The sequence below is a fragment of the Microbacterium aerolatum genome, assembly GCF_007988825.1.
Classification (GTDB): domain Bacteria; phylum Actinomycetota; class Actinomycetes; order Actinomycetales; family Microbacteriaceae; genus Microbacterium; species Microbacterium aerolatum.
In genome coordinates, this window is sequence record NZ_BJUW01000002.1 from 58,976 (window position 1) to 84,024 (window position 25,049).

Genomic DNA, 25,049 nt, shown 5'->3' on the forward strand with positions numbered 1-25,049 from the left:
TCAGCCGATTGCCGTGAAGATGTCGATGGTGCCCGACTTCAGAGACACGATGGCGCGCTTGGTGTCCTTGCGCTTGCCAGTGCCGAAGCGGGTGCGACGGGCCTTGCCGACGCGGTTGATCGTGTTGACCGACGCGACCTTGACATCGAAGATCTTCTCGATGGCGAGCTTGATCTCGGTCTTCGAAGCGCGCGGGTCGACGAGGAAGGTGTACTTGCCTTCGTCGATCAGCGAGTAGCTCTTCTCAGAGACGACCGGCTTCAGAATGATGTCGCGGGGGTCCTTGTTCAACGCCGTGTGGAGGGCGCCGTTCTGCTCGGTCATGCCGAGACCTCCTCGGTTGCACCGGTCTTGGAGGCGATGAAGCCCTCGAGAGCGGCCTTGGTGAAGACGATGTCGTCAGAGACGAGCACGTCGTAGGCGTTGAGCTGGTCGAAGCTGATCACGTGGAGGTTCGAAAGGTTCCGAATGCTCTTGGTGGTCAGCTCGTCGTTGCGCTCGGTCACGACCAGAACGTTCTTCGACGTGGCGACGGTCGCGAGGAACTTCGCGGCAGCCTTCGTCGAGGGCGCTCCGTCGATCCCGAAGGACTCGATGGCGTGCAGGCGGTCACCGCGGAAGCGGTCGCTCAGCGCACCCAGCAGGGCGGCGGCGATCATCTTCTTGGGGGTGCGCTGCGAGTAGTCGCGCGGCTTCGGGCCGTGGACGATGCCACCGCCGGTCATGTGCGGCGCGCGGATCGAGCCCTGACGGGCGTTACCCGTGCCCTTCTGCTTGAAGGGCTTGCGGCCGGCACCGGAGACCTCGCCACGACGCTTGGTCGAGTGCGTGCCCTGGCGTGCCGCCGCGAGCTGCGCGACGACGACCTGGTGGATGAGCGGAATGTTCGTCTTGACGTCGAAGAGCGCGGCGGGCAGCTCGATGGAGCCTGCCTTCTTGCCGTCGGCCTTGAGGACGTCGAGCGCGAGAGTCGAGTCAGCCATGGACTAGGCCCCCTTCACTGCGTTGCGGACGTAGACGACGCGGCCACGAGCACCGGGGACGGCGCCCTTGACGAGCAGCAGACCCTTCTCGGCGTCGATGCCGTGCACCGTCAGGTTGAGGACGGTCACGCGCTCGCCACCCATACGGCCGGCCATGCGCATGCCCTTGAAGACGCGGCTCGGGGTCGACGATGCGCCGATCGAGCCGGGCTTGCGGTGGTTGCGGTGTGCACCGTGCGATGCCGAGACGCCCTTGAAGTTGTGGCGCTTCATGACACCCGCGGTGCCCTTGCCCTTGCTGGTGCCGACGACGTCGACTAGCTGGCCCGCCTCGAAGAGGCCGTCCACCGTGAGCTCCTGACCGAGTGAGTAGTCAGCAGCATCCGCGGTGCGGATCTCGGTGACGTGACGGCGCGGCGTGACGCCGGCTGCCTCGAAGTGGGCGGTGAGGGGCTTGTTCACCTTGCGGGGGTCGATCTGGCCGGCCGCGATCTGAACGGCGTTGTAGCCGTCCTTCTCGGGCGTGCGGACCTGAGTGACCACGTTGGGTGCCAGCTCGATGACGGTGACGGGGACGAGCTTGCCGTCCGCGTTCCACACCTGGGTCATGCCGAGCTTGGTGCCCAGCATTCCCTTGGAAATCTTTGCGTTGATGTCAACCATGAGAGACCCCTTACAGCTTGATCTCGATGTTGACGTCAGCCGGGAGGTCGAGACGCATCAGCGAGTCGACGGCCTTGGGCGTCGGGTCGACGATGTCGATCAGACGCTTGTGGGTGCGCATCTCGAAGTGCTCGCGGCTGTCCTTGTACTTGTGGGGCGACCGGATGACGCACACGACGTTCTTCTCGGTCGGAAGCGGCACGGGGCCGACGACAGTCGCGCCCGCACGGGTCACGGTGTCGACGATCTTGCGCGCCGACGTGTCGATGACCTCGTGGTCATACGACTTCAGGCGAATGCGGATCTTCTGTCCCGCCATTGTCTGCTCACTCTCTATAAAGCGTCTTACCATTCGAAGCCGGCGGCTCCGAGGCATTGGACGCATTGCGCCACTGTTCTTCTATCAGCCCGCCGCGCACGACGAAACGTCGATGCGAACTGTCGGGGCTTGTTCTGCTACCCGCGGCCTAGATCACTGTGCTTGTCGCACCGTCTATGCACTGCCCTGGTAGTGATCCGGTGGACGCTCAGCGCACCGCCGGAATGTGGAACCTGTCTATTCTGCCATGCCGGATTTCACTTACGCAAACCCGGGCGTGTCGCGCCGCGATCCCGCGCGAACACAGCGAAGGCGGCGCATCCCGAGATGCGCCGCCTGAGTGCCGAAACGACTACTCGTTTCCGATCGATTTGTCGGCCTCGTCGCGGATCTGATCGATCTTCTCGGAGGCTCCTGGTGCGATCTTCTTCGCGAAGTCCGCGACACCGTCGAGGACCTTGTCGCTGATGTCCTCGGCCTGCTCGCTCTTGACTGCCTCGGCGATCTTGTCCTTGTTCTGCTCGTACAGGTCCTTGCCCTTGTTCACCACGTCGTCGACACCCATGAGAATCCCTTCGAAGGCCGATGCCGGCGGGACTCCCCGCGGCCCTCTCATTGTGCATGCGGATGCCGCGCCATGGAAGAGGCCGGGGCATACGACAGCGGGGCCGGGCCCGAAGGCCCGACCCCGCTGAGGAGTAAGAGAACTTACTTGACGATCTTCGTGACCGTACCGGCGCCGACGGTGCGTCCACCCTCACGGATGGCGAAGCCGAGGCCCTCCTCCATGGCGATCGGCTGGATCAGCTCGACCGACATGTCGGTGGTGTCGCCGGGCATGACCATCTCGGTGCCCTCGGGCAGCGAGATGACGCCGGTGACGTCGGTGGTGCGGAAGTAGAACTGCGGGCGGTAGTTCGTGTAGAACGGGTTGTGACGGCCACCCTCGTCCTTGGACAGGATGTACGCGGTGCCCTCGAAGTTCGTGTGCGGGGTAACCGAACCCGGCTTCACGACGACCTGGCCGCGCTCGACGTCCTCACGCTTGAGACCGCGAAGCAGCAGACCACAGTTCTCGCCGGCCCATGCCTCGTCGAGCTGCTTGTGGAACATCTCGATACCGGTGACCGTGGTCTTCTGCGTCGGGCGGATGCCGACGATCTCGACCTCGGAGTTGATGGCGAGGGTGCCACGCTCGGCGCGGCCGGTGACGACCGTTCCACGACCGGTGATCGTGAAGACGTCCTCGATCGGCATGAGGAACGGCTTGTCGCGGTCACGCTCCGGGTCCGGAACGCTGTCGTCGACAGCCTGCATGAGCTCGAGGATCGCGTCGACCCACTTCTCTTCGCCCTCGAGCGCCTTCAGCGCCGAGACCTTGACGACAGGAGCGTCCTCGTCGAAGCCCTGGCCTGCGAGCAGCTCGCGGACCTCGAGCTCGACGAGCTCCAGGATCTCCTCGTCGTCGACCATGTCGGACTTGTTCAGCGCGACGAGCAGGTACGGAACGCCGACCTGCTTGGCGAGCAGAACGTGCTCACGGGTCTGAGCCATCGGGCCGTCGGTGGCGGCGACCACGAGGATGGCGCCGTCCATCTGAGCAGCACCGGTGATCATGTTCTTGACGTAGTCAGCGTGACCCGGGGCGTCAACGTGCGCGTAGTGGCGCTTGGGGGTCTCGTACTCGATGTGCGAGATGTTGATCGTGATACCACGCTGACGCTCTTCAGGAGCGGAGTCGATGGTCGCGAAGTCGCGCTGCACGTTGGTGTCAGACGGGTACTTGTCAGCGAGCACCTTGGAGATGGCTGCGGACAGCGTCGTCTTGCCGTGGTCAACGTGACCGATGGTTCCGATGTTGACGTGCGGCTTGGTCCGCTCGAACTTGGCCTTGGCCACTGGGTCCTCCTCAGGACGTTCGTGTAGAGATTGCCGGGCACTGGATTGTGACCGGTTCGCTACGGGGTTTGATTCTCAGTTTAGTAGAGAGTGCTTTGTGAAGTTGTGTGTTGTCCGACCGGACGCCCCTGCCCTTCGTGCTTCGACAAGCTCAGCAGGCTCAGGGAGCGGGGCATCCGGCCGGGCTCAGGGCTTACTCGCCCTTGGTCTTCTGGATGATCTCGTCTGCGACGGCCTTGGGGACCTCGGAGTACGAGTCGAACTCCATCGAGTACACCGCGCGACCAGAGGTCTTCGAGCGCAGGTCGCCGATGTAGCCGAACATCTCGGACAGCGGAACCGATGCCCGGACGATCTTGATGCCGGTGGCATCCTCCATCGACTGGATCTGTCCACGACGCGAGTTCAGGTCGCCGATGACGTCGCCCATGTACTCCTCGGGCGTACGTACCTCGACAGCCATCAGCGGCTCGAGCAGCACGGGGTTCGCGCGGCGCGCGGCCTCCTTGAAGCCCATGGATCCTGCGATCTTGAACGCCATCTCCGAGGAGTCGACGTCGTGCGCGGCACCGTCGACGATGGTCGCCTTGACGCCCACCATCGGGTAGCCGGCGAGCACGCCGACGTTCATCGCATCCTGGAAACCAGCATCGATGGAGCCGATGTACTCACGCGGGATACGACCACCGGTGACCGAGTTGACGAATTCGTACGTCTTGTCGGCCGTGACCTCGAGCGGCTCGATGTTGAACTGGATCTTCGCGAACTGTCCAGAACCACCGGTCTGCTTCTTGTGGGTGTAGTCGTGCTTCTCGACGGCCTTCTTGATCGTCTCGCGGTAGGCCACCTGGGGCTTTCCGACGTTCGCCTCGACGCGGAATTCGCGCTTCATGCGGTCGACGAGGATGTCGAGGTGCAGCTCGCCCATGCCCTTGATGGTCGTCTGACCGGTCTCGGGGTTGAGCTCCGTGCGGAAGGTCGGGTCCTCCTCAGCGAGCTTCTGGATCGCGAGACCCAGCTTCTCCTGGTCGGCCTTGGTCTTCGGCTCGATGGCGACCTCGATCACCGGCTCCGGGAACGTCATCGACTCGAGGACGACCGGGGCGGCCGGGTCGGCGAGGGTGTCACCGGTGGTGGTGTCCTTCAGTCCGATGACGGCGTAGATGTTGCCCGCGGTGAGCGAGTCGACCGGGTTCTCCTTGTTGGCGTGCATCTGGAAGATCTTTCCGATGCGCTCCTTCTTGCCCTTGGTCGAGTTGACCACGGCAGAGCCCGAGTCGAGGTGGCCCGAGTACACGCGAACGTAGGTCAGACGACCGAAGAACGGGTGCACGGCGACCTTGAACGCGAGAGCCGAGAACGGGTCGTTGGCGTCGGGACGACGCTCGATGACCTTCTCCTCGTCCTTCGGGTCGTGCGCCTCGATGGCACCGACGTCGAGGGGGTTGGGGAGGTAGTCGACGACTGCATCCAGCATCGGCTGAACGCCGCGGTTCTTGAACGCGGAGCCGCAGAGGACCGGGTAGATCTCGTTCGCGACGACCATCTTGCGGATGGCGCCCTTGATCTCGGCGATCGTGAGCTCTTCGCCGCCGAAGAACTTCTCGAGCAGCGCGTCGTCGGTCTCGGCGACGGTCTCCAGCAGCTGCTGGCGGTACTGCTCGGCCTTGTCCTTGAGGTCGGCGGGGATCTCCTGCACCTCGTAGGAGGCGCCCATCGTCACGTCACCCTTGGAGTCACCGGGCCACACCAGCGCGCGCATCTCGATGAGGTCGACGACGCCGACGAAGTCGTTCTCGGCACCGATCGGGAGCTGCAGCACGAGCGGCTTGGCTCCGAGGCGGTTGATGATCGTGTCGACGGTGAAGTAGAAGTCCGCACCGAGCTTGTCCATCTTGTTGACGAAGCAAATGCGCGGAACGCCGTACTTGTCAGCCTGACGCCACACGGTCTCGGACTGGGGCTCGACGCCCTCCTTGCCGTCGAAGACGGCGACAGCACCGTCGAGGACGCGGAGCGAGCGCTCCACCTCGACCGTGAAGTCCACGTGACCGGGGGTGTCGATGATGTTGATCTGGTTGTTGTTCCAGAAGCAGGTCACGGCGGCAGACGTGATCGTGATGCCGCGCTCCTTCTCCTGCTCCATCCAGTCGGTGGTCGAGGCGCCATCGTGCGTCTCACCCAGCTTGTGGTTCACGCCCGTGTAGAACAGGATGCGCTCGGTGGTGGTGGTCTTGCCGGCATCGATGTGCGCCATGATGCCGATGTTGCGGACCTTGCTCAGGTCGGTGAGCACGTCTTGTGCCACAGGAGTGTCCTTTTCTGTCTAGCAGTGAGACTGCGAAGAGAGTGGGGTGCCCGCCCCGGCGCGACGCCGGGGCGGGCGAGGCTGTTTACCAGCGGTAGTGTGCGAACGCGCGGTTCGACTCGGCCATCTTGTGAGTGTCCTCACGACGCTTGACTGCAGCGCCCAGGCCGTTCGAGGCATCCAGGATCTCGTTCTGGAGGCGCTCGGTCATGGTCTTCTCACGACGACCCTTGGCGTAGCTGACGAGCCAGCGCAGGGCGAGCGTGTTGGCGCGGTGAGGCTTGACCTCGACCGGCACCTGGTAGGTCGAGCCACCGACGCGGCGGCTGCGGACCTCAAGGGTGGGGCGCACGTTGTCGAGCGCCTTCTTGAGGGTGGCGACGGCATCCTGGCCGTTCTTCGCCTCGACGCCGCGGAGGGCGCCGTAGACGATCGACTCGGCCAGCGACTTCTTGCCGTCGACGAGGATCTTGTTCACCAGCGAGGTGACGATCGGCGCGCCGTATACGGGGTCGTTGACGACGGGGCGCTTGGGGGCGGGACCCTTACGAGGCATCTAACTCAACCCTTCTTCGCGCCGTAGCGGGAACGAGCCTGCTTACGGTTCTTGACTGCCTGGGTGTCCAGGGCGCCGCGGACGATCTTGTAACGCACACCGGGGAGGTCCTTCACACGACCACCGCGCACGAGCACCAGCGAGTGCTCCTGCAGGTTGTGGCCCTCGCCGGGGATGTAGGCGGTGACCTCGGTGCCGTTGCGGAGCTTCACACGAGCGACCTTGCGCATCGCCGAGTTCGGCTTCTTCGGCGTGGTGGTGTAGACGCGGGTGCAGACCCCGGCCTGCTGGGGGTTCGACTTCAGGGCGGGCGCCTTGGTCTTGGTGACCTTGGGCGAGCGACCCTTGCGAACCAACTGCTGAATGGTTGGCACGTTCTCTCCTCATAATGCTGCACGGTGACAGCGTGATGGGTTTCACATCATGACCCACCGGCACGCCTGATCAGGCGGGCTTTTGGTGTGATGGGTATGCCGTGGGGGCTGACCGGTATGGACCGGAGCCCGTGTGCAGGCACGCCGAGACGTGCACACACCTGATCAAGTGTAATGCCGCGTAACGCAAGCGGTCAAATGACCGTGGATGCCGTGCTACGGCGCCTCCGGGTCGAACGGTGAGTCCAGCGCTTGAGTGAGTTCTTCGAGCATCGCCTCGATCTGCGGCTCGACGTACTGCGAGATCGCGGCCTGCACCGCGAGTCGGTGCCGAAGCAGCATCCCGCAGATCTCGCGACCGACCATGTTGGCGTATTCGTCGGCGAGCGCGACCTCCTGGCGCAGAGCCGTCTTCGCCTCGTCGGACAGTGGCGGCAGCGGAGGCAGTTCGCCGGTTGCGTCGTCCGCGAGCCCGGCGATCGTGAACAGGAACGGTGCCCCGGGCACCGGATCGGGGTCCAGCGGCATGCCCTCGTACTCCGGAGCGAGGTCTTCGGACGGCCGGTAGCTGCGGGCACGGTTGCGGGCTGCCTGCTGGTCGAGCTCCGCCTGGAGCATCGGCAGGTTTCGTGCGGTGTACTCGGCGACGGCATGGTCGACGACCGTCTTGATACGGGTCGAGAGCCCGTGCTGCACGCCGTGCGGAACGTTGGACCCGATGCCGACGGCGGAGAGGATTGGCGAGCCGAGGCAGCGACGGCAGGGAGCGACGCGTCCGCGGTGCGTGGCGGGCTCCCAGCGCGGCACCCAGCGCAACCAGGCTTCGACAGCCTGGTCGACCTGCGTCTCTAGCGACCGCTCCACACCTAAAGAGTACGGTCATCCGCGCGGACACAGGAGATTTCCGGCATCCGCATCGTCAGACGTCGGGTTCGTCGCGCTCCCACGGCCAGCGCGGCCGGCTCGCGCGGGTGCGCCGCAACGCGACGCCCGCCCACCCCGCGACGGCTGCGGCGGCGAGCACCACGACGCTCGCTCCCCCGGTGATGAGGTCGCCCATGGCCGCCAGCGCCGTGACGAATTCGCCTGTCTCGACCAGCGCTGTCACGCCGACGCCGAGCAGGTGCGCGAGCGCGGTGGCGATCGAGATCACCCAGACTGAGCGGAATCGCGGGTGCGCGATGCGCACCGCCAGCCACAGGATGCCGGCATACGCGGCGAGTGCGATGATCATGCCGACGATGCCGGGAGCCTGGCCGAGGCCGGGCACCGAGATGATGTCGGTGTCGGTGGTCACGCTCAGCGCCCCGAGCCCGAACACGGCCAGTGCGAAGAACCCGATGGTCGTCATGACCGTCGCCAGAACGGCCGAGACCCCCGCGGGCGCAGGGCTGCGGGGGTCTGGCGATGACATGTCGGCGTTACCTCGAGAGGGTGGGGCCGGCTTCGAGCGTGCGCTCGTACTCGCGCTGCGCCTCTTCGTTCAGCTCGGTCTTGCGGGCTCCGCTGCGGGCGACCCATGCGCCGAACCAGATCGTCAGTTCGCGGCCGAAGACGAACGCGGCGATGGCCAGCGGCGCCAGCAGCTCGCCGCTGACGAGCTCTGCGCCCTCGCGAGCGGTGAGGAGCCAGAACGGCGCTTCGAACAGCTGGCCCAGGATGTGACCGGCGTACGCGAACAGTCCGACGATGATGCCGAAGACGACCCACAGGCCCCAGCGGCCACGGTTGATGATGGCACCGAGAAGCCAGAACCCGATGAAGAAGACGACAACCGGAACCCAGAAGGCCCAGGTCATCAGCGGTGCGAGAGCGGCTTCCCCGATGTTCTCGCCGGTGACATCGCCGGCGAGTGCGCCGAGCCCGAGCCACGTACCGAGGTACAGGATTGCGAAGGCGAGGGTCGCGAGCAGGCCGATCGCTCCGGCTGTTCCGCGGTTGCCGCGCTCCGCCGGAGGCTCGGGAGCCTGCACGAAGATCGGCTGGTGCTGCGATACGGGCTCGGCGACGACCGCCGCCGGGACGAACGATTCGTAGCCGTTTCGATCGGACGGGGCGGGCTCTGACGCGACGGGCTCCGACGGAACGACGCGCGTCTCGGTGTCGTCGGCGGCCGGCGCGAGGTACGCGCTGTCGGCGATGGACGGGTCGGAGGCGTGTCCGCCGAGGGCGCTGTCGGCCGCGGCATTCCCAGTCACGGCATCCTCGGTCTCGGCATCCGTGTTCTCGGCGCGATAGGTCTCGGTGCCGTATGCGTCCGCAGCGGCGGACTCGCGCGCGTCCGGCGCGGAGAACGTGCCGGGGTGCTCCTGCTCGGCGGCCTCGAAGGCCGCGAGGTCGGGGTCGACCTGATCGTCAGCACGGTCGGCGCGCCCAGGGACGTCGCCGCGCGCGGCTTCCGCCTCTGCGAGTCCGGCCTTGGCGCTGTCGACGACGTCGTCGACGTCGGACTTCTGCTCTGGCTGGGGAACCTCGGGGTCACTCATGGGGGCGCCTCTCGTCGGATATGTGCACTGCGAGGATATCGCCGCCCGCAGACGCGCTCATGGAGGCGTGCCGACGTGTCGCCGGACCCGGATTCACCGCGCGGAGCGGGGTCAGGGGCTCGCGGGGGCCACGATGCGCAGCGTCTCGCCGACGAACGCCGCGAAGCCCGGCATCATGGGCGTCGCGAACCACAGCAGCGCGCCGATCACGCCCACGCACAGTACGCGCGCGATCCAGCTCACCGCCACGTTGCTTCCGTCTGCCCGTGCCATGCCTCCAGCGTACGACCGGGATCGGGCGCAACCGGGCTGGACACGCGCTCGGACGAGCTCAGCCCTTGGTGGCTCCTGCGGTGAGTCCTCCGACGATGTACTTTTGCAGGAAGAGGAACAGGATCATGACGGGGATCGCGGCCATCACGGCGCCGGCCGAGAACGCCGACCAGTCCGCGTAACGCGGGTTCGAGACGAGCTTGGTGAGCCCGACGACGAGGGTCTGCTGCTCGGGGTCGATGAGCATGACGCTCGCGACGACGTACTCGTTCACCGTGCCGATGAAGCTCAGCAGTCCCACCACGGCGAGGATCGGGGCGACCAGGCGGAGGATGATCGTGAAGAAGATCCGCGCATGCCCTGCCCCGTCGATGCGGGCCGCCTCGTCGAGCTCCTTCGGGATCGTGTTGAAGAAGCCGTACATGAGGTAGGTGTTCACGCCCAGCGCGCCGCCGAGGTAGACGAGGATCAGGCCGGTGTGGGTGTTCAGGCCGATCGCGGGGAACCAGTCCCCCAGGGTCGACATGAGCAGGAAGATCGCGACGACGGCGAGGAGTTGCGGGAACATCTGCACGACAACGATCGTGACCAGGCCCACGCGTCGGCCCGCGAACCGCATGCGCGAGAAGGCATACGCCGCGCACGCGCCGATGAAGACCGTGGCGAAGCCGGTGACGACCGCGATGACGAGCGTGTTGAGGAACCACATTCCGTACGGGTTCTTCGGATCGGTGAGGATGCGCACGTAGCTGTCGATGCCGATCGCCGAGAACAGCTGATTGGAGCCGGTCAGCGTGCCGTTCGGGTTGAGCGATGCGGACAGCACGTACAGCAGCGGGAACAGCGCGAAGATGCTCACCACCACCGCGACGACGTGACGCCATCCGGTGTCGGCGAACCAGCCGCCGAACGTGCGGCGCCGCACGGGTGAGGACGATGTCGTGGTCATCAGTTCAGCTCCTCGAGCGCCTTGGTCTTGCGGAAGCTCACGATCGAGATCACGGCCACCACGATGAAGATGATGATCGTGAACGCCGAGGCGAGGCCGTAGTCGCGCGTCTGGCCTGTGAAGGCCACCTTGTAGACCATCGAGATCAGGATGTCGGTGTGCCCGACGGGAATGGAGACGTCGGTGAAGCGCGGCCCGCCGTTGGTGAGCATGTAGATCAGGTTGAAGTTGTTGAAGTTGAACGCGAACGACGAGATCAGCAGCGGCGCGACGGTCACCAGCAGCAGCGGCAGCTTGATCTGCCGGAAGATCTGCCATGGGTTCGCGCCGTCCATGACACCGGCCTCATTGACCTCTTCGGGGATGCCCTGGAGCGCGCCCATGCAGACCAGGAACATGTACGGGAACCCGAGCCAGAGGTTGACGATGAGGACCGAGACCTTCGCGAGGACCGGGTCCGTCAACCACGGGATGGATGCTCCGCCGAAGAGCACCTGGTTGATGAAGCCGAAGCTCTCGTTCATCATGCCTGCCCACACCAGTGCGGAAAGGAAGGCCGGGAACGCGTACGGGAGGATGAGCAGGATGCGGTAGCCGTTGCGGAATCGCATGCGGGTGTTGTTGAAGACGATGGCCAGCAGGAGGCCGAGGAAGAACGTCGAGGCGACCGAGATCAGCGCGAACACGAACGTCCAGACGGTCACCGAGATGAGCGGTCCGCGGATCGAGTCGTCGGTGACCGCGCGGACGAAGTTGTCGAAGCCGACCGTGATCTGCCAGCCGGGCAGGAGCTCTTCGCCGTCTGGCGAGGTGAAGGCGCCGGTGCCGATGTCTTCGTAGACGGTGCCGGAGCCGGTGTCCGTCATGGTGCCGGCGGCCTCGTCGTACTCGAGCGTCGAGACGTAGAGGTAGCCGTTCTGGCCGTCGGGGGTGCGGATGGCGCCGTCGTTGGGGTCGTCGCTGTATGCGACCGAGAGCTGTTCGATCTCGTTGGAGCGTGCGAGCACCTGGGCGAAGCTGAGCGTGTTCCAGCCATCGACGGCGACGGCCTTGCCGTCCTCGATCGTCGCGCCGTCGACGTCAGCCAGCGGCTGATCGTCCGTACCGACGCTGACGTCGCCGTCTGCAGGGTCGGTGACGAGTAGGCCGAGCGTGCCGAGCTGCTCCACCACGGTCACCGGGAAGGCCGGCGAGTCCTCGACCCGCTCCTGCGCCGAGGCCATGAGTGCCGCGACCGCCTGATCCTTCGAGCCGTTGTGTCCGGTGCCGTAGTTCGTGAAGCCGATGTAGCCGGTGTACAGCAGCGTGAACACCTGGAAGACGACGAGGAAGATGACACCCGGCGTGAGGTACTTGGCGGGAATCGCCTTGCGCGAGAAGTAGACGTAGTTGACGAACACCGTGACGAGCACGACGAGCCCGAGCACGACCCACTCGCGGTGCGTGAACAGCACGAAGACTGCGTAGAGGGCGACGGCGTCGACGATCGCGAGGAGCACGATCTTCAACAGCATCCAGCCGATGCGCCCCGATGCCGCCTCGGCGATCTGCGCGGCCTGACGCTGGCGCTTGGTGGGCGGCGGCGTCTGCTCCGTCGTGGTGGTGTCGCTCATCTTCATCCCGTCATCACACTGTCGGGGCGAGCGCGTGCGCACCCACCCCGACAGAACGAACTGTGTTACTTGATGGCTGCTGCCACGTCGTCGGCCAGCTTCTGCCACGTCGCCGCGGGATCCGCACCGTTGATGATGGCGGCCTCGGCGATGCCCCAGAACTGCCAGACGGCGCCCATGGCGGGGATGGCAGGCATCGGGACGGCGTCGGCACCGACGGCCTGGAAGCCAGCGATGATCGGGTCGGATGCCGCGGTGTCAGCGGCTGCGGTGAGCGCCGGGAGGATGTTGCCGGCCTCGAACAGGGCGAGCTGGACGTCTTCGGTGCCCAGGTAGTTCACCAGGAAGTCGTTCGCAGCGACCTTGTTGTCCGACTCGGAGCTGACGAAGAAGCCCTTCACGCCGGCGAACGGCGAGGCGACCTGGTCGGTCGGGCTCGGGATCGGGTCGATCTCGACGTTGATGCCGGCGTCGACGGCTGCGCCGACGTTCCACGGGCCGGTCAGCCAGAAGGCCGCCTTGCCGTCGATGAACTGCTGCTTGGCGATCTCACCGTCGATGTCGGTGTTGAGGACGCCGGCTGCGCCCTGGGCGCCGAGCCACTCGGCGAAGGCCGTGCCGCCCTCGCTGCCGAGCTGCAGGTCGGCAGGGTCGTAGCTGCCGGAGGCGTCGGTGCCGAACACCGGGGCGCCGAACGCGGTCTGGAACGGGTACAGGTGGTACGGGTTGCCCTCGGCGCCCTGCTCGACGACGAACGGCTGGTCGAGACCGGCGGCCTTGCCCTTGGCGATCATGTCGTCGAAGTTCGAGGCGGCTTCGGGGACAACGTCGGCGTTGCGCAGCACGGCGATGTTCTCGACGGCGTACGGGAGCATGTAGACGGTGCCGTCGTAGGTCGACGCCTGGAGTGCGACGTCGAGATAGTCGGACGCCGAGTCACCGAGCTCGAGCGGAGCGACGACGCCGTTGGTGGACAGCTCGCCCAGCCAGTCGTGCGCACCCATGGTGATGTCCGGACCCTTGCCGGTCGGAACCTGCTGGATGAAGTCGTCCTTGATGGTGTCGACGTCCTTGCCGACGATCTCGACGGAGACGCCGGTCTTCTCTTCGTAGGCGTCGGCCGCGCCCTGCACGGCGTCGGCGCGCTCTGCATCCACCCAGACGACGAGCGAGGAATCGGTGGACTCAGCGCCACTGTCGTTGTCATCTGCGCCACCTGCGGCGCAGCCTGCGAGCGTGAGCGTGGAAACGGCGGCGATGGCGCCGAACGCGAGGATGCCCCTCTTGTTCACCTTCATTGGTGTGTTGCCTCTCTTGATGCGTGTGCCCGCAGAACTGCAAGCGCTTACAGTATGCATTGCAGTCCGCCATTAAGGCAATGCCTGGAACGGCTGATATCAAGCTGTAATACAACGGCGATCGGCGCCGGTTCTCGTGGAAGCGTTTCCAAGATCGTGCGGAGAAAGGCGAATCGGTAGGATGGCGCCATGGCAGACTCATCGTTCGACATCGTCAGCAAGGTCGACCACCAGGAGGCGGAGAACGCCCTCAACCAGGCCCGCAAAGAGGTCGAGCAGCGCTACGACTTCAAGGGCACCGGCGCTTCGATCGAGTGGAGCGGCGAGTCCGTTCTGATCAAGGCGGGCACCGAGGAGCGGGCCAAGGCCGTGCTCGACGTGTTCCAGTCCAAGCTCATCAAGCGCGGCATCTCACTCAAGAGCCTCGAGTCGGGCGATCCCTTCGCCAGCGGCAAGGAGTTCCGCATCGTCTCGACGCTGAAGGACGGCATCTCCTCCGAGAACGCGAAGAAGATCGGCAAGATCATCCGCGACGAGGGCCCGAAGGGCGTCAAGAGCCAGATCCAGGGCGATGAGCTGCGTGTGCAGTCCAAGAGCCGCGACGACCTGCAGGCTGTGATCGCACTGCTCGAGGGCTCGGATCTCGACATCGACCTGCAGTTCATCAACTACCGGTAGCCGCCACCCACCCGGTCACCCAGCGCTCCAGCCGCGCGTACGCATCGTCGCGCGCCTGCTTACGTGACAGGAACACGTCGTGGAGCGCGCCGTCGATGCGCTCCACTGTCACGGACGATCCCAGTTTGAGAGAGCGCTGGGCGATGTCCTCGACGACGAGCACGGTGTCGGCCGAGGTCAATTCGTCCGACCAGCGCGTGGGCAGGGCGGACTTCGCCGACAGCAGCACGCACACGGGCGCCGGGATCGACAGCCCCTCGGCCACCGTTCGATGCCCGTGCAGGATCGCGCGCAGCCATCCGGCGTTCACCGACATCGCCGGGACGGGGCGCCACTGCGGGTTCGTCTCCATCAGGTCGTCCGGATCGGCGACGGCGGCCTGAGCCCTGGCGTAGAACCCGAGATCGATCTGCGGCGCGGCATCCAGTGGCCGCAGACGCGCCTGCAACTCCACCATCGGGGCGATCGCGGCGCGCAGCGGCGCGAGCTGGAACTCCAGCCACGGGGAGTTGAGGATGACGGCATCCGCCGCGTCGGGATGCCGCGACGCCCACAGACTCAGGACGAGCCCACCGGTGGAGTGCCCCATCAGCACCAGCCGGCGGCGAGTGCCGGAGTCCGCGGCATCCGCCCGCATCGCCTCGAGTGCCGCGGCGATGTCCTCGTCGTACGTCGCGAGGTCGGCGATGTATCCGGGGGTCTGACCTTCGCGCAGGCTCCGGCCGTACTTGCGCAGGTCGAGGGCCAAGAAGCGCGCCCCGCGCGAAGTCCAGAACCGGGCCAGTCGCTTCTGGAAGAAGTAATCCGACCACCCGTGCACGTACAGCACGTCGACCCCGTCGAGCATCGGCGGCGGATCGACGAGCGGGCGCCCTTGCACCCGCCGCACGAAGCGCTCCCACGCGGTCGGCGCGGGCGGCGGCGCCTCGGGCAGCGCTCGAACGAGCGTCGCCACGATCTCACCTTCGTGATCCTCGCCGAGCGGCAGCGTCAGCTGCTCGAACTCGTCACCGAGGACGTCGGGCACCCACGCGGTCATGCCCTCAGGCTATCGACAGGCTCACCCCGCCGTGGACTCACTCGCCGCGGGAGATGCGCACCATCTCGTCACGCGGGACGACCTTGACGCGCGCACGCTCGTGCGGCTCGCCCAGGGCGACCTCGTGCTGGTCCAGCCGGTGCCAGCCCTCGAGGTCGGTCCACTGGATGCCGCGCGACTCCAGCAGCGCCGGGATCGCGGACTCCTCCGGGTGCTCCGGCTGCCACCAGGAACCCTGATCGTTGACGAGGTGCTGCACGGTCTCCATGGCGTCGGACTTGGTGTGACCGATGAGGCCGACCGGTCCGCGCTTGATCCAGCCCGTGGCGTAGATGCCGGGAACCCGCTGGTTGGAGTCCTTCGCGAGCACCTGACCCTCGTGGTTGGGGATCACGCCGTGCTTCTTGTCGAACGGCACATCCTTGAGCGGCGAGCCGAAGTAGCCGACGGCGCGATACAGCTGGCCGATCGCGACCTCGCGCATCTCGCCGGTTCCCTTCATTCCGCCCGAGCCGTCCGGCTGCGTGCGTTCGTAGACGATGGCGGCGACCCTGCCGTCGGCATCCTTCTTGATCTCGACAGGCTTGGCCCAGAAGTGCAGGTGCAGCCGGCGGCTCGCCCTCCCTTCGACAGGCTCAGGGAGCGAGGAATAGTTGTTCACGCCGGGGCGCGTGCGCCACTGCTGCAGCACCCGGTCGATGACCTTGACCTGCTTGTTGCTGGAGATCGCTGCGATGGATGCCTCGTCGTAGTCGAAGTCCTCGTCGTAGACGACCATGTCGACATCGCGCAGCTCGCCGAGCTCGCGCAGCTCGAGCGGGGTGAACTTCACCTGCGCGGGGCCGCGGCGCCCGAAGACGTGCACATCCGTGACCTTCGACGCCTCGAGTCCGGCATGGACGTTCCCGGGGATCTCGGTGGGCAGCAGGTCCTCGGCGTGCTTGGCGAGGATGCGCGCCACATCGAGGGCGACGTTGCCGTTTCCGAGCACGGCGACGGACTCGGCATCCAGCGTCCACTCGCGCGGCACGTCGGGGTGGCCGTCGAACCAGCTCACGAAGTCCGCAGCGCCGTAGGAGCCCTCGGCGTCGATCCCCGGAATGTCCAGGGTGGTGTCGCGAATGGCGCCGGTCGCGAAGATCACCGCGTTGTAGTGCTTCTTGAGGTCGGCGAGCGTGATGTCCTCGCCGAAGCGCACGTTGCCGAAGATGCGGATGTCTCCGCGGTCGAGCACGTCACGCAGCGCGTTGATGACGCCCTTGATGCGCGGGTGGTCCGGGGCGACCCCGTAGCGGACTAGCCCGTAGGGCGCGGGAAGCTGCTCGAACAGGTCGATCGACACGTCGAACGAGCGCTCGGTCTTGAGCAGGATGTCTGCGGCGTAGATGCCGGCGGGGCCTGCCCCGACGATGGCCAGCCTGAGCTTGGTCATGGGTGTCCTTTCGGATGCTGCAGCGAGCGGATGCTCAGCTGCTGCGGTCTGCGAGAGATTCGGCGAATCGCATGAGCGCCTCTCGCACCGGGCCCTTCGGCAGCGGTGCGAGCGCCGCGATGGCGTCGCTGGTCCAGGTGCGCGCGAGCTCGAGCGTCTTCTGCGTGACGGCGTGGTCGCGCAGCTCGGCCAGCGGCTGATCGAGGATGACGGGGTCGGCACCCTCGGCGATGCGGGTCACGCCGTCGTCGATGCGAGCGGCGAGTTCGGCGGACGCGGCATCCTGCTCGGCCTTGAGCAGCAGGTACGGCATCGTCGGCACGCCGGCGCGAAGGTCCGTTCCCGGCACCTTGCCGGTCTCGGCGGGGTCGGCGGACAGATCGATCACGTCGTCGAGCAGCTGGAAGGCCACGCCGACCTTCTCGCCGTAGACGCGCAGCGGCTCCTCGTACTCCGTCGGCGCGTTCGAGAAGATCGCTCCGCCCTGCGTCGCCGCGGCGATGAGCGAGCCCGTCTTGTCGGCGAGCACCTGGATGTAGAACTCGATCGGGTCGTCGCCGTCCTGCGCACCCACCGTCTCGTGCAGCTGTCCCATGACGAGCCGCTCGAAGGTGTCCGCCTGCAGCCTGATGGCCCGGTCTCCGTGGCGCGACATGAGCTGGCTGGCACGGGAGAAGAGGATGTCGCCGGTGAGGATGGCGACGCTGTTGCCCCAGACCGCATGCGCGGCGGGAACACCTCGCCGGCGGTCGGCACCGTCCATGACGTCGTCGTGGTACAGCGAGCCGAGGTGGGTCATCTCGAGCGCCTTGGCGATGTCGATGACCGCCGGGATGTTCCCCTCACCGAGCTGCGCTGTCAGCAGCGTGAGCACAGGGCGGATGCGCTTGCCGCCGGCCTCGTAGAGATAGCGCGCCGACGCGTCGGCGATCGAGTCGGCGACGCGGAGCTCTTCGGCAAGGCCGCCCTCGACGAGATCCAGCCCGTCCTCGATCTGCCGGGCGACGCGCCGGGCGGCGGGCCCGATGAACACGCGGTCGCTGAAGCCGAGACGGCTCGCGAGGCGCGAACCCGGGGCGGCGGGGCTCGAAGTCACGGTTCCCACCCTACCTGTGGCTCACTCGGGCTTCGTCGCCGCCGCGGACGCGGACGCCGCGGTCGCGGGCTTGGTCGCACGATGCAGCGCGACGATGCCGAAGGACAGGTTGCGGTAGGCGACGTCGGTCCAGCCAGCCTCGCGGATCCAGGCAGAGAGCAGCTTCTGATCCGGCCAGTCGCGGATCGACTCGTTCAGGTAGTCGTACGCGTCGGCGTTCGTGCCGGCCAGACGGGCGACACGGGGCAGCACCTGCGCGTTGTAGAACCGGTACAGCCCGCGGAACGCCTTGCCCGGGGGCGTCGAGAACTCGTTGATGACCAGGCGACCGCCCGGCTTGGTGACGCGGAACAGCTCGGCGAGCGCCTTCTTCGGCTGCTGCACGTTGCGCAGCCCGTACGACATCGTCACGGCGTCGAACTCGTCGTCGCCGAACGGCAGATTCATGGCGTCGGCTTCGACGAACGAGAGGTTCGGCAGATGGCCGTGCCGGCGCCTGCCCTCGGCCAGCATCCCCGGCGAGAAGTCGGCTGCCACGACGTCCGCGCCGCTGGCGGCGAGGGATGCCGACGAGGATGCCGTGCCCGCGGCGAGATCGAGGATCCGCTCGTAGCGCTGCGGAGCCACCGCGCGGGTGGTCGCCGCACGCCAGAACGCGTCGTTGCCGAACGTCATGACGGTGTTGGTGCGGTCGTATCCGGCCGCGACCTGGTCGAACATGCCGCTGACGCGCTGGGGGTCCTTACCGAGGTCGGCGCGATTGGGCTGGCTCATCCATCCAGTCTAGATCTGTGCAGGCTGAGCGCCTCCAGACGATCGAGCCATCCGTCCGCGGTGGCGTCGTCGAACGGGGTCTCCTGCGCGCGTACGCGCGTCTCGAGATCGAGTGTGAGGTCTTCCAGGCGCGTCATCACGTCTGCCGGATATGCGTAGCGGATGCTGTGCTCCGCCCACTCGTCGCGGTCGTCGACCCAGGTGCCGTTCGGGCCGTCAGCAGGGTCCCGATCGCGTTCCAGGCGGATGACGTCGAGGTCCATGTCGATGCCTGTCGCCAGCAGCGGGTCGTCGGTCCAGCGCACCTCCCAGCCGAGATCGATGTAGGTGCGCATGCCGATCGGGTGGTCGCGGTTGACGGTGAGGGCGAAGTCGCCAGACGGCGGCACCAGTGTCACGTTGGAGGCCGCCGCATAGAACTCGGCGCCGGGGCGGAAGCTGTGCCACCCGACGGGCTGGCCGACCCAGTCGCCCCATTCGTCCGCGCCGAGGTAGACGCATTCATGGCGCCAGTGCGGCGAACCATCCCACTTGCGCCACTGGAAGACCATCTCGGTGCCGGGTGCGGGGCGTCGATTCACCCGGCAAGCCTAGCCCCGGGCATCCTGTGGGCCCTGCGCGGCGAACTATCCTGGGAGGGTGAGCAACCGCCTGATCGTGCAGACCCGTGAATTCGATCCGGTCGACGATCTTCTGGCTTACGCAGACCCGGATGCCCCGCTCGCCTGGCTGCGCCGCGGCGAGGGCGTCGTCGCGGTCGGCGGTGCGGCGCCGGTGTCGATCCGCGTCTCCGCGGGGCAGGGACCGTTGCGCAGCGCCATCCTGGCGGATGCCTGGCGCGATCTCGCGGCAAACGCCGAGATCGACGATCCGGTCGGCCTGCCAGGCACAGGCCTCGTCGGCTTCGGCGCGCTCACCTTCGATGAAGGGTCTGAGGCGGACAGCATCCTGATCGTGCCGTCTGTGATCCTCGGCAAGCGCGAGGGCCGCGGCTGGATCACCAGGATCGCGGAGGCCGGCGAAGACCTTCCGCAGGACCAGCCTGGTGCGACGATCGAGCCGCGCGCGTACGGTGCGCACTGGGCGGGAACCGTCGGGCCGGGCGCGCAGTCGCCCGACGGCTATCAGTCCTCGGTGCGCACGGCGCTGGAGCGCATCGGCACCGGCGGCGTCAGCAAGATCGTGCTGGCGCGCGACCTCGCCGGGACGATTCCGGCAGGTTCGGACCTGCGCCGGCTGGTGCGCGCGCTCTCGAGCGGATACCCGGACACGTGGACCTTCGCCGTCGACGGACTGATCGGCGCGAGCCCGGAGACCCTCGTCACGGTTCAGAACGGAACCGTGACCGCACGCGTGCTGGCGGGCACGATCGGCCGAGGAGCGGATGCCGACGAGGATGCCGCGGCGTCGGCTCATCTCGCATCGAGCACCAAGGACATCGACGAGCACGAGTACGCCGTGCAGAGCCTGCTCCAGTCGCTGCGGCCGCACGTGCGGGCGATGGCGTCGAGCGAGCAGCCGTTCCTGCTGAAGCTGCCGAATCTGTTCCACCTCGCCACGGATGTCGAGGCCGGACTGTCGGATGACGGATCCGCCCTGGACCTCGTGGGGGCGCTTCATCCCACGGCTGCCGTCGCGGGAACCCCGACGGATGTCGCTGTCGCGGCGATCCGCGAGATCGAGCCGTTCGACCGGGGCCGGTATGCAGGCCCCGTGGGATGGATCGACGGCGACGGCAACGGCGAGTGGGCGATCGCACTGCGCTGCGCCCAGTTCACGGCGTCGGAGGATGCGATCGGCGTCACGGCGTACGCCGGCGCCGGCATCGTCGCGGCGAGCGACCCGGAGACCGAGTTGCTGGAGACCCGGGTGAAGTTCCGGCCGCTGGTCGACGCGCTGGCCTGAGGGCGAAGCTTCGACTCGCTCCGCTCGCTCACTCCGTTTCGTCTGCGGAGGCTGCGCCTCCTCCGCGGGGCGCCCCGCACTTCAGCACGGAGTTTCATTGGTGCGGGTCGTTGAGCGAGCGGAGCGAGACGAAACGCGTTGAGCGCAGGCGCACAGCGCCGGAGTCGAAACGTCCCCACTACGGACGTCAGCTCGCGGCGAGGCGTTTCTTCTCGGCCTCGACGTCGTAATCGGCGGCCGGCCACTGCGGGTCGATATCCTCGAGCGCGGCGAGCAGCAGCTCCTGCACTGCGAGCCGGGCGTACCACTTGCTGTCCGCGGGCACCACGTACCAGGGCGCGTGTGCGGTGGATGTGCGGTCGAAGACCGCCTGATACGCCGCCATGTACTGCGGCCACAGCATCCGCTCGTCGACGTCGCCGGGGTTGTACTTCCAGTGCTTGTCCGGGCGTTCCAGGCGCTCCATCAGCCGGTCCTTCTGCTCCTCGGGCGAGATGTGCAGCATGACCTTGACGATGCGGGTGCCGGATGCCACCACTCGCGCCTCGAACTCGTTGATAGCGTCGTACCGTCGTTCGATCTCGTCCGCCGGCGCGAGTGCGCGCACCTTGCCGATCAGCACGTCCTCGTAGTGCGATCTGTCGAAGACTCCGATGAACCCCGGCTGCGGCAGCCGCTTCTCGACGCGCCAGAGGAAGTCGTGGGCGCGCTCCTCGTCGGTCGGGGCTTTGAACGCCGCGAGCTCGACACCCTGCGGGTCGACACCGCCGACGACGTGACGGACGATGCCGCCCTTGCCGGCTGTATCCATCGCCTGCAGGATGAGCAGCACAGAGTCCCTGGCGTCGCCGACCCGGCCGATGGCGAACAGTCGTTCCTGTAGTTCGCCGAGCGCCTCGGTGCCTTCGGCGAGGTCCTTCTCCCCGGATTCCTTGTCTCCGCCGTATCCGGGGTGGCTGCCTGCGTCGACGTCCGAGAGCCGGAAGCCCTCGCCCACACGAAGGAGTTCGGTCGCTTCGTCGGTCCAGCTTCGGTTGCGCATGCCCCTATCGTGCCTGAGCACGGCTTCGGACCACAGCCCTTGACACGCCGGCCCAGCTCATGGACGGCGGCATGTCGCCGACGGCTTCCGAAGCTGTGCACGCGGGTCACCGTGGCAGGGGCACCTCGATGATCTGCGGCCCGGCGACGGGCGAGGTGAGCGCCTGGTCGAGCGCAGTGCGGGTTGTGATGCGCTTATAGTCCCAGCCGTAGGCGCCCGCGAGCTGCTCGATGCCGGCGGTGTGCGGCGTGTAGAAGACGCGGTCGAGGTCGGCGCGAGGTGCGGATGCCGCGACCTCGAGCCCGTCGAAGATCGTGCCCCCGCCGTCGTTGCCGACGATGACCTGGATGCGGGGCTTCTGCTCGTCCGGCGGCAGCAGCAGCGCGCCGACGTCGTGCAGGAAGGCGAGATCGCCGAGCAGCACGCGCGTGACGCCCGCTGCGCCGTCGGCCTGGCTCGCGATCGCGATGCCCGTGGCGGTGGCGATCGTGCCGTCGATGCCCGCGAGCCCCCGGCTCGCGTGCACAGGCACCTTCTTGCCACCGAGCACGGCGTCGGCGACGCGGACGAGGCGGGAGGAGCCGAACATCAGCCGGTCGTGCGGCCAGGTCGCGCGCCACACGGCGTCGACGAGCAGCTCGCGGTCGAGCGGACGGCGGACCGCGTCGAGCTCGGCGCGGACCGCGTCGCGGCGGGCGGCGGGATCGTTGGAGTGCAGGCCGTCCTGGTCGGGGGCGTTCTCGCTCAGGTCGATGACGGATGCCGCGGATGCCCGCATCCATTCGCCGAGCCACGCACGATCAGTATCCCCACCGCCGACGTCGACGGATGCCGCGGCGAGCGTGCGTCCGTTGAGGTTCAGCGCCTCACCGCCGGAGCGGACGGCGACGACGTCGACATCGTCACGTTTCAGGAGAGCGGTGACCTCACGGCTGAGGGTGGGATGGCCGAGCACGACGACGCGCTCGATGCGACCGCCCAGGCTTTCGTCCCGCAGGTGTTCACGGTAGCCGTGCACCACGTATCGGCCGAAGCGAGACCCGCTGACGATCTCGGCGACGAGCGGCCAGGACCCGGCGTGCGAGATCTCCTCGGCGGCGGGGCCGGCATCGGCTCCGGCGACGACGACGGTGCGAGGCTCTCGTTCCAGGATCAGGGGTACACCGGCATCCGGCGTCGGCGCGGGGCCGGCGGTCGCGGCGAAATCGACCGGAAGCGCGCTCGACAGCGGCTCGCGCATGGGGAGGTTCAGGTGGACGGGGCCGGCGACGCCGGGAAGTGCGGCCGGCGTTTCGTCGGCACCCATCGCGGCGGCGACTGCCTGCGTCGCCAGGCCGTCCCAGCTGCCGTCGCCGGGAACGGGTGCGTCATGCTGCCATCGCACGAACGCGTCGAACAGCCCGGGCTGGATCGTGGCCTGATTCGCTCCGACGCCGCGCAGCTCGGGCGGACGGTCGGCGGTGAGCAGCAGCAGCGGGACGCCCGAGTGGAAGGCCTCCATCGTCGCGGGCAGCAGGTTCGCTGCCGCCGTACCGGAGGTGCAGATCACCGCGGTGGGGACGCGCGTCTCACGGGCGAGGCCGAGAGCGGTGAAGCCTGCGACGCGCTCGTCGATGCGCACGTGCACGCGGATGACGCCCTGCCGGGCGAGGTGCGTGGCGGCGAGCGCGAGGGCCTGCGAGCGCGATCCCGGCGAGATCACGACGTCGCGGACGCCGGACGCTACGAGTTCCGCGAGAAGGGATACCGCGGCATCCGCTGCCGGGGATGGGCTCATGAACGCGAGTCGGCGGCGGGGCCGTCGGTCTCGTCGTCGAGGCGTGCGAGTTCCTCTTCCAGGCGGCGGATCCGCTCGTCCTGCTCGGTCTTGCCCAGAGTGCGGAGGAACTCGGGGTCGTCATCGGGTGCCACGGAGCGCATGCTCGCCTGGTCGCTGCGCCGCCGCCGGCCGAGCACGAACCAGAGGATGCCGCCGAGCACGGGGATCAGCACGACAATGGCGATCCAGGCGCCCTTGGGCACACCACGATGCCGCGTCGCCGGCTGCACTGCGCAGTCGACGATGCTGAACACCCAGAACACGAGGGCCAGGAAGCCCCCGACGATCAGTACTCTCGCCACGTCTCCAGTCTAGGCGGGATATCCGATGATGGGCCTGACAGCTCACAGGCGCGAAGCGCGTAATAGACGCGACGGCGGGAGTCGAACCCGCAACACCGTCAGGTATGAGCTGAAGCCCGGGGCCACCCGGATCGCCGCGATGGCACCGACGCTACCGGGCCGCGATCGTTCTGACCAGAGCGGATGCGCCGATATCTCAGCGTGAGTCGTCCGATGACAGCGTGTGACGCGCTACGGGCGGTGGTGCATCCAACGCCCGCAGCATCCGGACCAGCGCCTCTCGGAGCTCCGACCGATGCGGTTCGGGAAAGTCGGTCGTGTACTCGACTCCTGGTGGAATCCACAGCAGGGCATAGATCGCCTCGCGCCAGTCCGCCCCGCCGAAGGGCCAGCGTGAATGCGCCGTATCTTCGGCGCTCGCACCCTGCGCCCAGATGCCGAAACGCTCCTCCATCTGCGCCAGCGGAAGCTCCATCACGACGTCTGCTTCGATCTTCTGCGGCGACCAGGATGTCGCGATCAGGATCCGGTCGGCGACCTCCTCTTCAGAGATCTCACGCCGGGTGAACAGCACCCTGCTGTGCTCGACTCGCGTGATCCGATCCACACGGAAGGTGCGCCAGTCGTCGCGGTCGAGGTCCCAGCACAGCACGTACCACTTGCGATCCGCCGGCGCGAGGATGTGCGGCTCGACGCGACGCGTGCTCTCGACACCCCACACATCCGTGTAGTTCAATCGGATGCGTTCGCCGTCACGGGACGCGAGAGCGAGCTCGCTGAGCACCACCGGGGAGATCACCGGAGCGTCGCCCATCCCCACCGGCTGGACCGACGAGGCCAGCGCGTTCACCCTCCGACGCAGAGCAGACGGCAGCACCTGCTCCAACTTGGCAAGTGCCGTGAGGGTCACCTCCGGACCCCCGACGAGATGCTGAGTCGCGGCGGCGCGGAGTCCGATCGCCATCGTGACCGCCTCATCGTCGGTGAGCAGCAGGGGCGGTACCGCGCTTCCCGCCTCCAGACGATACCCACCCGCCAAGCCAGGCGCCGACTCGATCCGGTAGCCGAGCTCGCGCAGTCGATCGACGTCCCTCCGCACGGTGCGCTCGGTGACTTCGAGCCTGCGTGCGAGGTCGGCACCCGACCAGTGCTGGTGCGTCTGCAGCAGATTGAGCAGGGCGAGCGCTCTGGTGGTGGTGTCGGTCATGGATCTCAGATTGTCAGATCATGCGGACAGGATC

27 protein-coding genes and 1 tRNA gene are annotated in these 25,049 nt (G+C 67.2%); 2 read left to right on the forward strand and 26 right to left on the reverse strand.

The annotated features are described in order from the left end of the window. From rplW to MAE01_RS02525, 16 genes are all read right to left on the reverse strand, one after another. Complete coding sequence (gene rplW, locus MAE01_RS02455) at window positions 1-324, reverse strand: 50S ribosomal protein L23 (RefSeq protein ID WP_147037975.1); 324 nt, start codon at window positions 322-324, stop codon at window positions 1-3. Beyond that, window positions 321-983: a 50S ribosomal protein L4 gene (gene rplD, locus MAE01_RS02460; protein WP_147037976.1), complete on the reverse strand. Its 663-nt coding sequence runs from the start codon at window positions 981-983 to the stop codon at window positions 321-323. The genes rplW and rplD overlap by 4 nt, the downstream gene beginning before the upstream one ends. 3 nt (window positions 984-986) lie before the next feature. Next, on the reverse strand, window positions 987-1,646 hold the full coding sequence (gene rplC / locus MAE01_RS02465) for a 50S ribosomal protein L3 (protein ID WP_147037977.1): 660 nt from the start codon (window positions 1,644-1,646) through the stop codon (window positions 987-989). Window positions 1,647-1,656: 10 nt separating this feature from the next. Continuing rightward, window positions 1,657-1,965, reverse strand: a complete 309-nt coding sequence (gene rpsJ, locus MAE01_RS02470; RefSeq protein WP_017201594.1) for a 30S ribosomal protein S10 — start codon at window positions 1,963-1,965, stop codon at window positions 1,657-1,659. Between the two features lie 352 nt (window positions 1,966-2,317). After that, window positions 2,318-2,530, reverse strand: a complete 213-nt coding sequence (locus MAE01_RS02475; protein WP_144792566.1) for a hypothetical protein — start codon at window positions 2,528-2,530, stop codon at window positions 2,318-2,320. Window positions 2,531-2,673: 143 nt separating this feature from the next. Next, window positions 2,674-3,864 carry an elongation factor Tu gene (gene tuf / locus MAE01_RS02480; RefSeq protein ID WP_144792569.1) on the reverse strand — a complete coding sequence of 397 codons (1,191 nt, stop codon included), beginning with the start codon at window positions 3,862-3,864 and terminating at the stop codon, window positions 2,674-2,676. A gap of 193 nt (window positions 3,865-4,057) precedes the next feature. Further along, the gene (gene fusA / locus MAE01_RS02485) at window positions 4,058-6,172 is read right to left on the reverse strand and encodes an elongation factor G (RefSeq protein ID WP_147037978.1); all 2,115 of its coding nucleotides are present in this window, start codon (window positions 6,170-6,172) and stop codon (window positions 4,058-4,060) included. Window positions 6,173-6,257: 85 nt separating this feature from the next. Then, window positions 6,258-6,728 (reverse strand): 30S ribosomal protein S7, encoded by a 471-nt coding sequence (gene rpsG / locus MAE01_RS02490; RefSeq protein WP_017201608.1) that lies wholly within the window; start codon window positions 6,726-6,728, stop codon window positions 6,258-6,260. A 5-nt stretch (window positions 6,729-6,733) separates the two neighbouring features. Beyond that, complete coding sequence (gene rpsL, locus MAE01_RS02495; RefSeq protein WP_017201609.1) at window positions 6,734-7,102, reverse strand: 30S ribosomal protein S12; 369 nt, start codon at window positions 7,100-7,102, stop codon at window positions 6,734-6,736. Between the two features lie 216 nt (window positions 7,103-7,318). Next, window positions 7,319-7,966, reverse strand: a complete 648-nt coding sequence (locus tag MAE01_RS02500; protein ID WP_147037979.1) for a spermidine/putrescine ABC transporter substrate-binding protein — start codon at window positions 7,964-7,966, stop codon at window positions 7,319-7,321. 55 nt (window positions 7,967-8,021) lie between these two features. Continuing rightward, window positions 8,022-8,516, reverse strand: coding sequence for a DUF6121 family protein (locus MAE01_RS02505; protein ID WP_147037980.1), 495 nt, complete (start codon window positions 8,514-8,516; stop codon window positions 8,022-8,024). A 7-nt stretch (window positions 8,517-8,523) separates the two neighbouring features. Further along, window positions 8,524-9,588, reverse strand: coding sequence for an MFS transporter (locus MAE01_RS02510; RefSeq protein WP_147037981.1), 1,065 nt, complete (start codon window positions 9,586-9,588; stop codon window positions 8,524-8,526). Between the two features lie 111 nt (window positions 9,589-9,699). After that, window positions 9,700-9,861, reverse strand: coding sequence for a hypothetical protein (locus tag MAE01_RS15870; protein WP_186806108.1), 162 nt, complete (start codon window positions 9,859-9,861; stop codon window positions 9,700-9,702). A gap of 58 nt (window positions 9,862-9,919) precedes the next feature. Next, window positions 9,920-10,810, reverse strand: a complete 891-nt coding sequence (locus MAE01_RS02515) for a sugar ABC transporter permease (protein WP_147037982.1) — start codon at window positions 10,808-10,810, stop codon at window positions 9,920-9,922. Beyond that, entirely contained in the window at window positions 10,810-12,423 is a 1,614-nt protein-coding gene (locus MAE01_RS02520; protein ID WP_147037983.1) for an ABC transporter permease subunit, read from the reverse strand. The genes MAE01_RS02515 and MAE01_RS02520 overlap by 1 nt, the downstream gene beginning before the upstream one ends. 65 nt (window positions 12,424-12,488) lie before the next feature. Further along, window positions 12,489-13,721 carry a sugar ABC transporter substrate-binding protein gene (locus MAE01_RS02525; protein ID WP_147037984.1) on the reverse strand — a complete coding sequence of 411 codons (1,233 nt, stop codon included), beginning with the start codon at window positions 13,719-13,721 and terminating at the stop codon, window positions 12,489-12,491. Window positions 13,722-13,910: 189 nt separating this feature from the next. Between MAE01_RS02525 and MAE01_RS02530 the strand changes: the two genes are divergently transcribed. Then, the gene (locus MAE01_RS02530) at window positions 13,911-14,399 is read left to right on the forward strand and encodes a YajQ family cyclic di-GMP-binding protein (RefSeq protein WP_147037985.1); all 489 of its coding nucleotides are present in this window, start codon (window positions 13,911-13,913) and stop codon (window positions 14,397-14,399) included. On the opposite strand, the gene MAE01_RS02535 is transcribed toward MAE01_RS02530, so the two are convergent. Genes MAE01_RS02535 through MAE01_RS02555 form a run of 5 tightly spaced genes read right to left on the reverse strand, consistent with a single transcriptional unit; the run spans window position 14,386 to window position 19,321 of the window. After that, window positions 14,386-15,438 (reverse strand): alpha/beta hydrolase, encoded by a 1,053-nt coding sequence (locus tag MAE01_RS02535; protein WP_147037986.1) that lies wholly within the window; start codon window positions 15,436-15,438, stop codon window positions 14,386-14,388. The two genes, MAE01_RS02530 and MAE01_RS02535, sit on opposite strands and share 14 nt — an antisense overlap. A gap of 37 nt (window positions 15,439-15,475) precedes the next feature. Beyond that, window positions 15,476-16,870 (reverse strand): FAD-dependent oxidoreductase, encoded by a 1,395-nt coding sequence (locus tag MAE01_RS02540; protein WP_147037987.1) that lies wholly within the window; start codon window positions 16,868-16,870, stop codon window positions 15,476-15,478. Between the two features lie 34 nt (window positions 16,871-16,904). After that, a complete protein-coding gene (locus MAE01_RS02545; RefSeq protein ID WP_147037988.1) occupies window positions 16,905-17,966 on the reverse strand; it encodes a polyprenyl synthetase family protein in 1,062 nt (353 codons plus the stop codon). A 21-nt stretch (window positions 17,967-17,987) separates the two neighbouring features. Next, complete coding sequence (locus MAE01_RS02550; RefSeq protein ID WP_147037989.1) at window positions 17,988-18,740, reverse strand: class I SAM-dependent methyltransferase; 753 nt, start codon at window positions 18,738-18,740, stop codon at window positions 17,988-17,990. Beyond that, a complete protein-coding gene (locus MAE01_RS02555) occupies window positions 18,737-19,321 on the reverse strand; it encodes a DUF402 domain-containing protein (RefSeq protein WP_229718223.1) in 585 nt (194 codons plus the stop codon). Before MAE01_RS02555 ends, MAE01_RS02550 begins: the two co-directional genes overlap by 4 nt. Window positions 19,322-19,379: 58 nt before the next feature. Between MAE01_RS02555 and MAE01_RS02560 the strand changes: the two genes are divergently transcribed. Then, the gene (locus MAE01_RS02560; protein WP_229718224.1) at window positions 19,380-20,645 is read left to right on the forward strand and encodes an isochorismate synthase; all 1,266 of its coding nucleotides are present in this window, start codon (window positions 19,380-19,382) and stop codon (window positions 20,643-20,645) included. A gap of 187 nt (window positions 20,646-20,832) precedes the next feature. On the opposite strand, the gene MAE01_RS02565 is transcribed toward MAE01_RS02560, so the two are convergent. From MAE01_RS02565 to MAE01_RS02580, 5 genes are all read right to left on the reverse strand, one after another. Then, a complete protein-coding gene (locus tag MAE01_RS02565; RefSeq protein WP_147037990.1) occupies window positions 20,833-21,687 on the reverse strand; it encodes a polyphosphate kinase 2 family protein in 855 nt (284 codons plus the stop codon). A gap of 106 nt (window positions 21,688-21,793) precedes the next feature. Next, the gene (gene menD, locus MAE01_RS02570) at window positions 21,794-23,464 is read right to left on the reverse strand and encodes a 2-succinyl-5-enolpyruvyl-6-hydroxy-3-cyclohexene-1-carboxylic-acid synthase (RefSeq protein WP_147037991.1); all 1,671 of its coding nucleotides are present in this window, start codon (window positions 23,462-23,464) and stop codon (window positions 21,794-21,796) included. Further along, window positions 23,461-23,808 carry a PLD nuclease N-terminal domain-containing protein gene (locus MAE01_RS02575; protein ID WP_147037992.1) on the reverse strand — a complete coding sequence of 116 codons (348 nt, stop codon included), beginning with the start codon at window positions 23,806-23,808 and terminating at the stop codon, window positions 23,461-23,463. Before MAE01_RS02575 ends, menD begins: the two co-directional genes overlap by 4 nt. Before the next feature lie 66 nt (window positions 23,809-23,874). Continuing rightward, a tRNA-Met gene (locus MAE01_RS15875) sits at window positions 23,875-23,947 on the reverse strand. A gap of 57 nt (window positions 23,948-24,004) precedes the next feature. Next, complete coding sequence (locus MAE01_RS02580) at window positions 24,005-25,015, reverse strand: helix-turn-helix transcriptional regulator (RefSeq protein ID WP_147037993.1); 1,011 nt, start codon at window positions 25,013-25,015, stop codon at window positions 24,005-24,007. Between the last annotated feature and the right edge of the window lie 34 nt (window positions 25,016-25,049).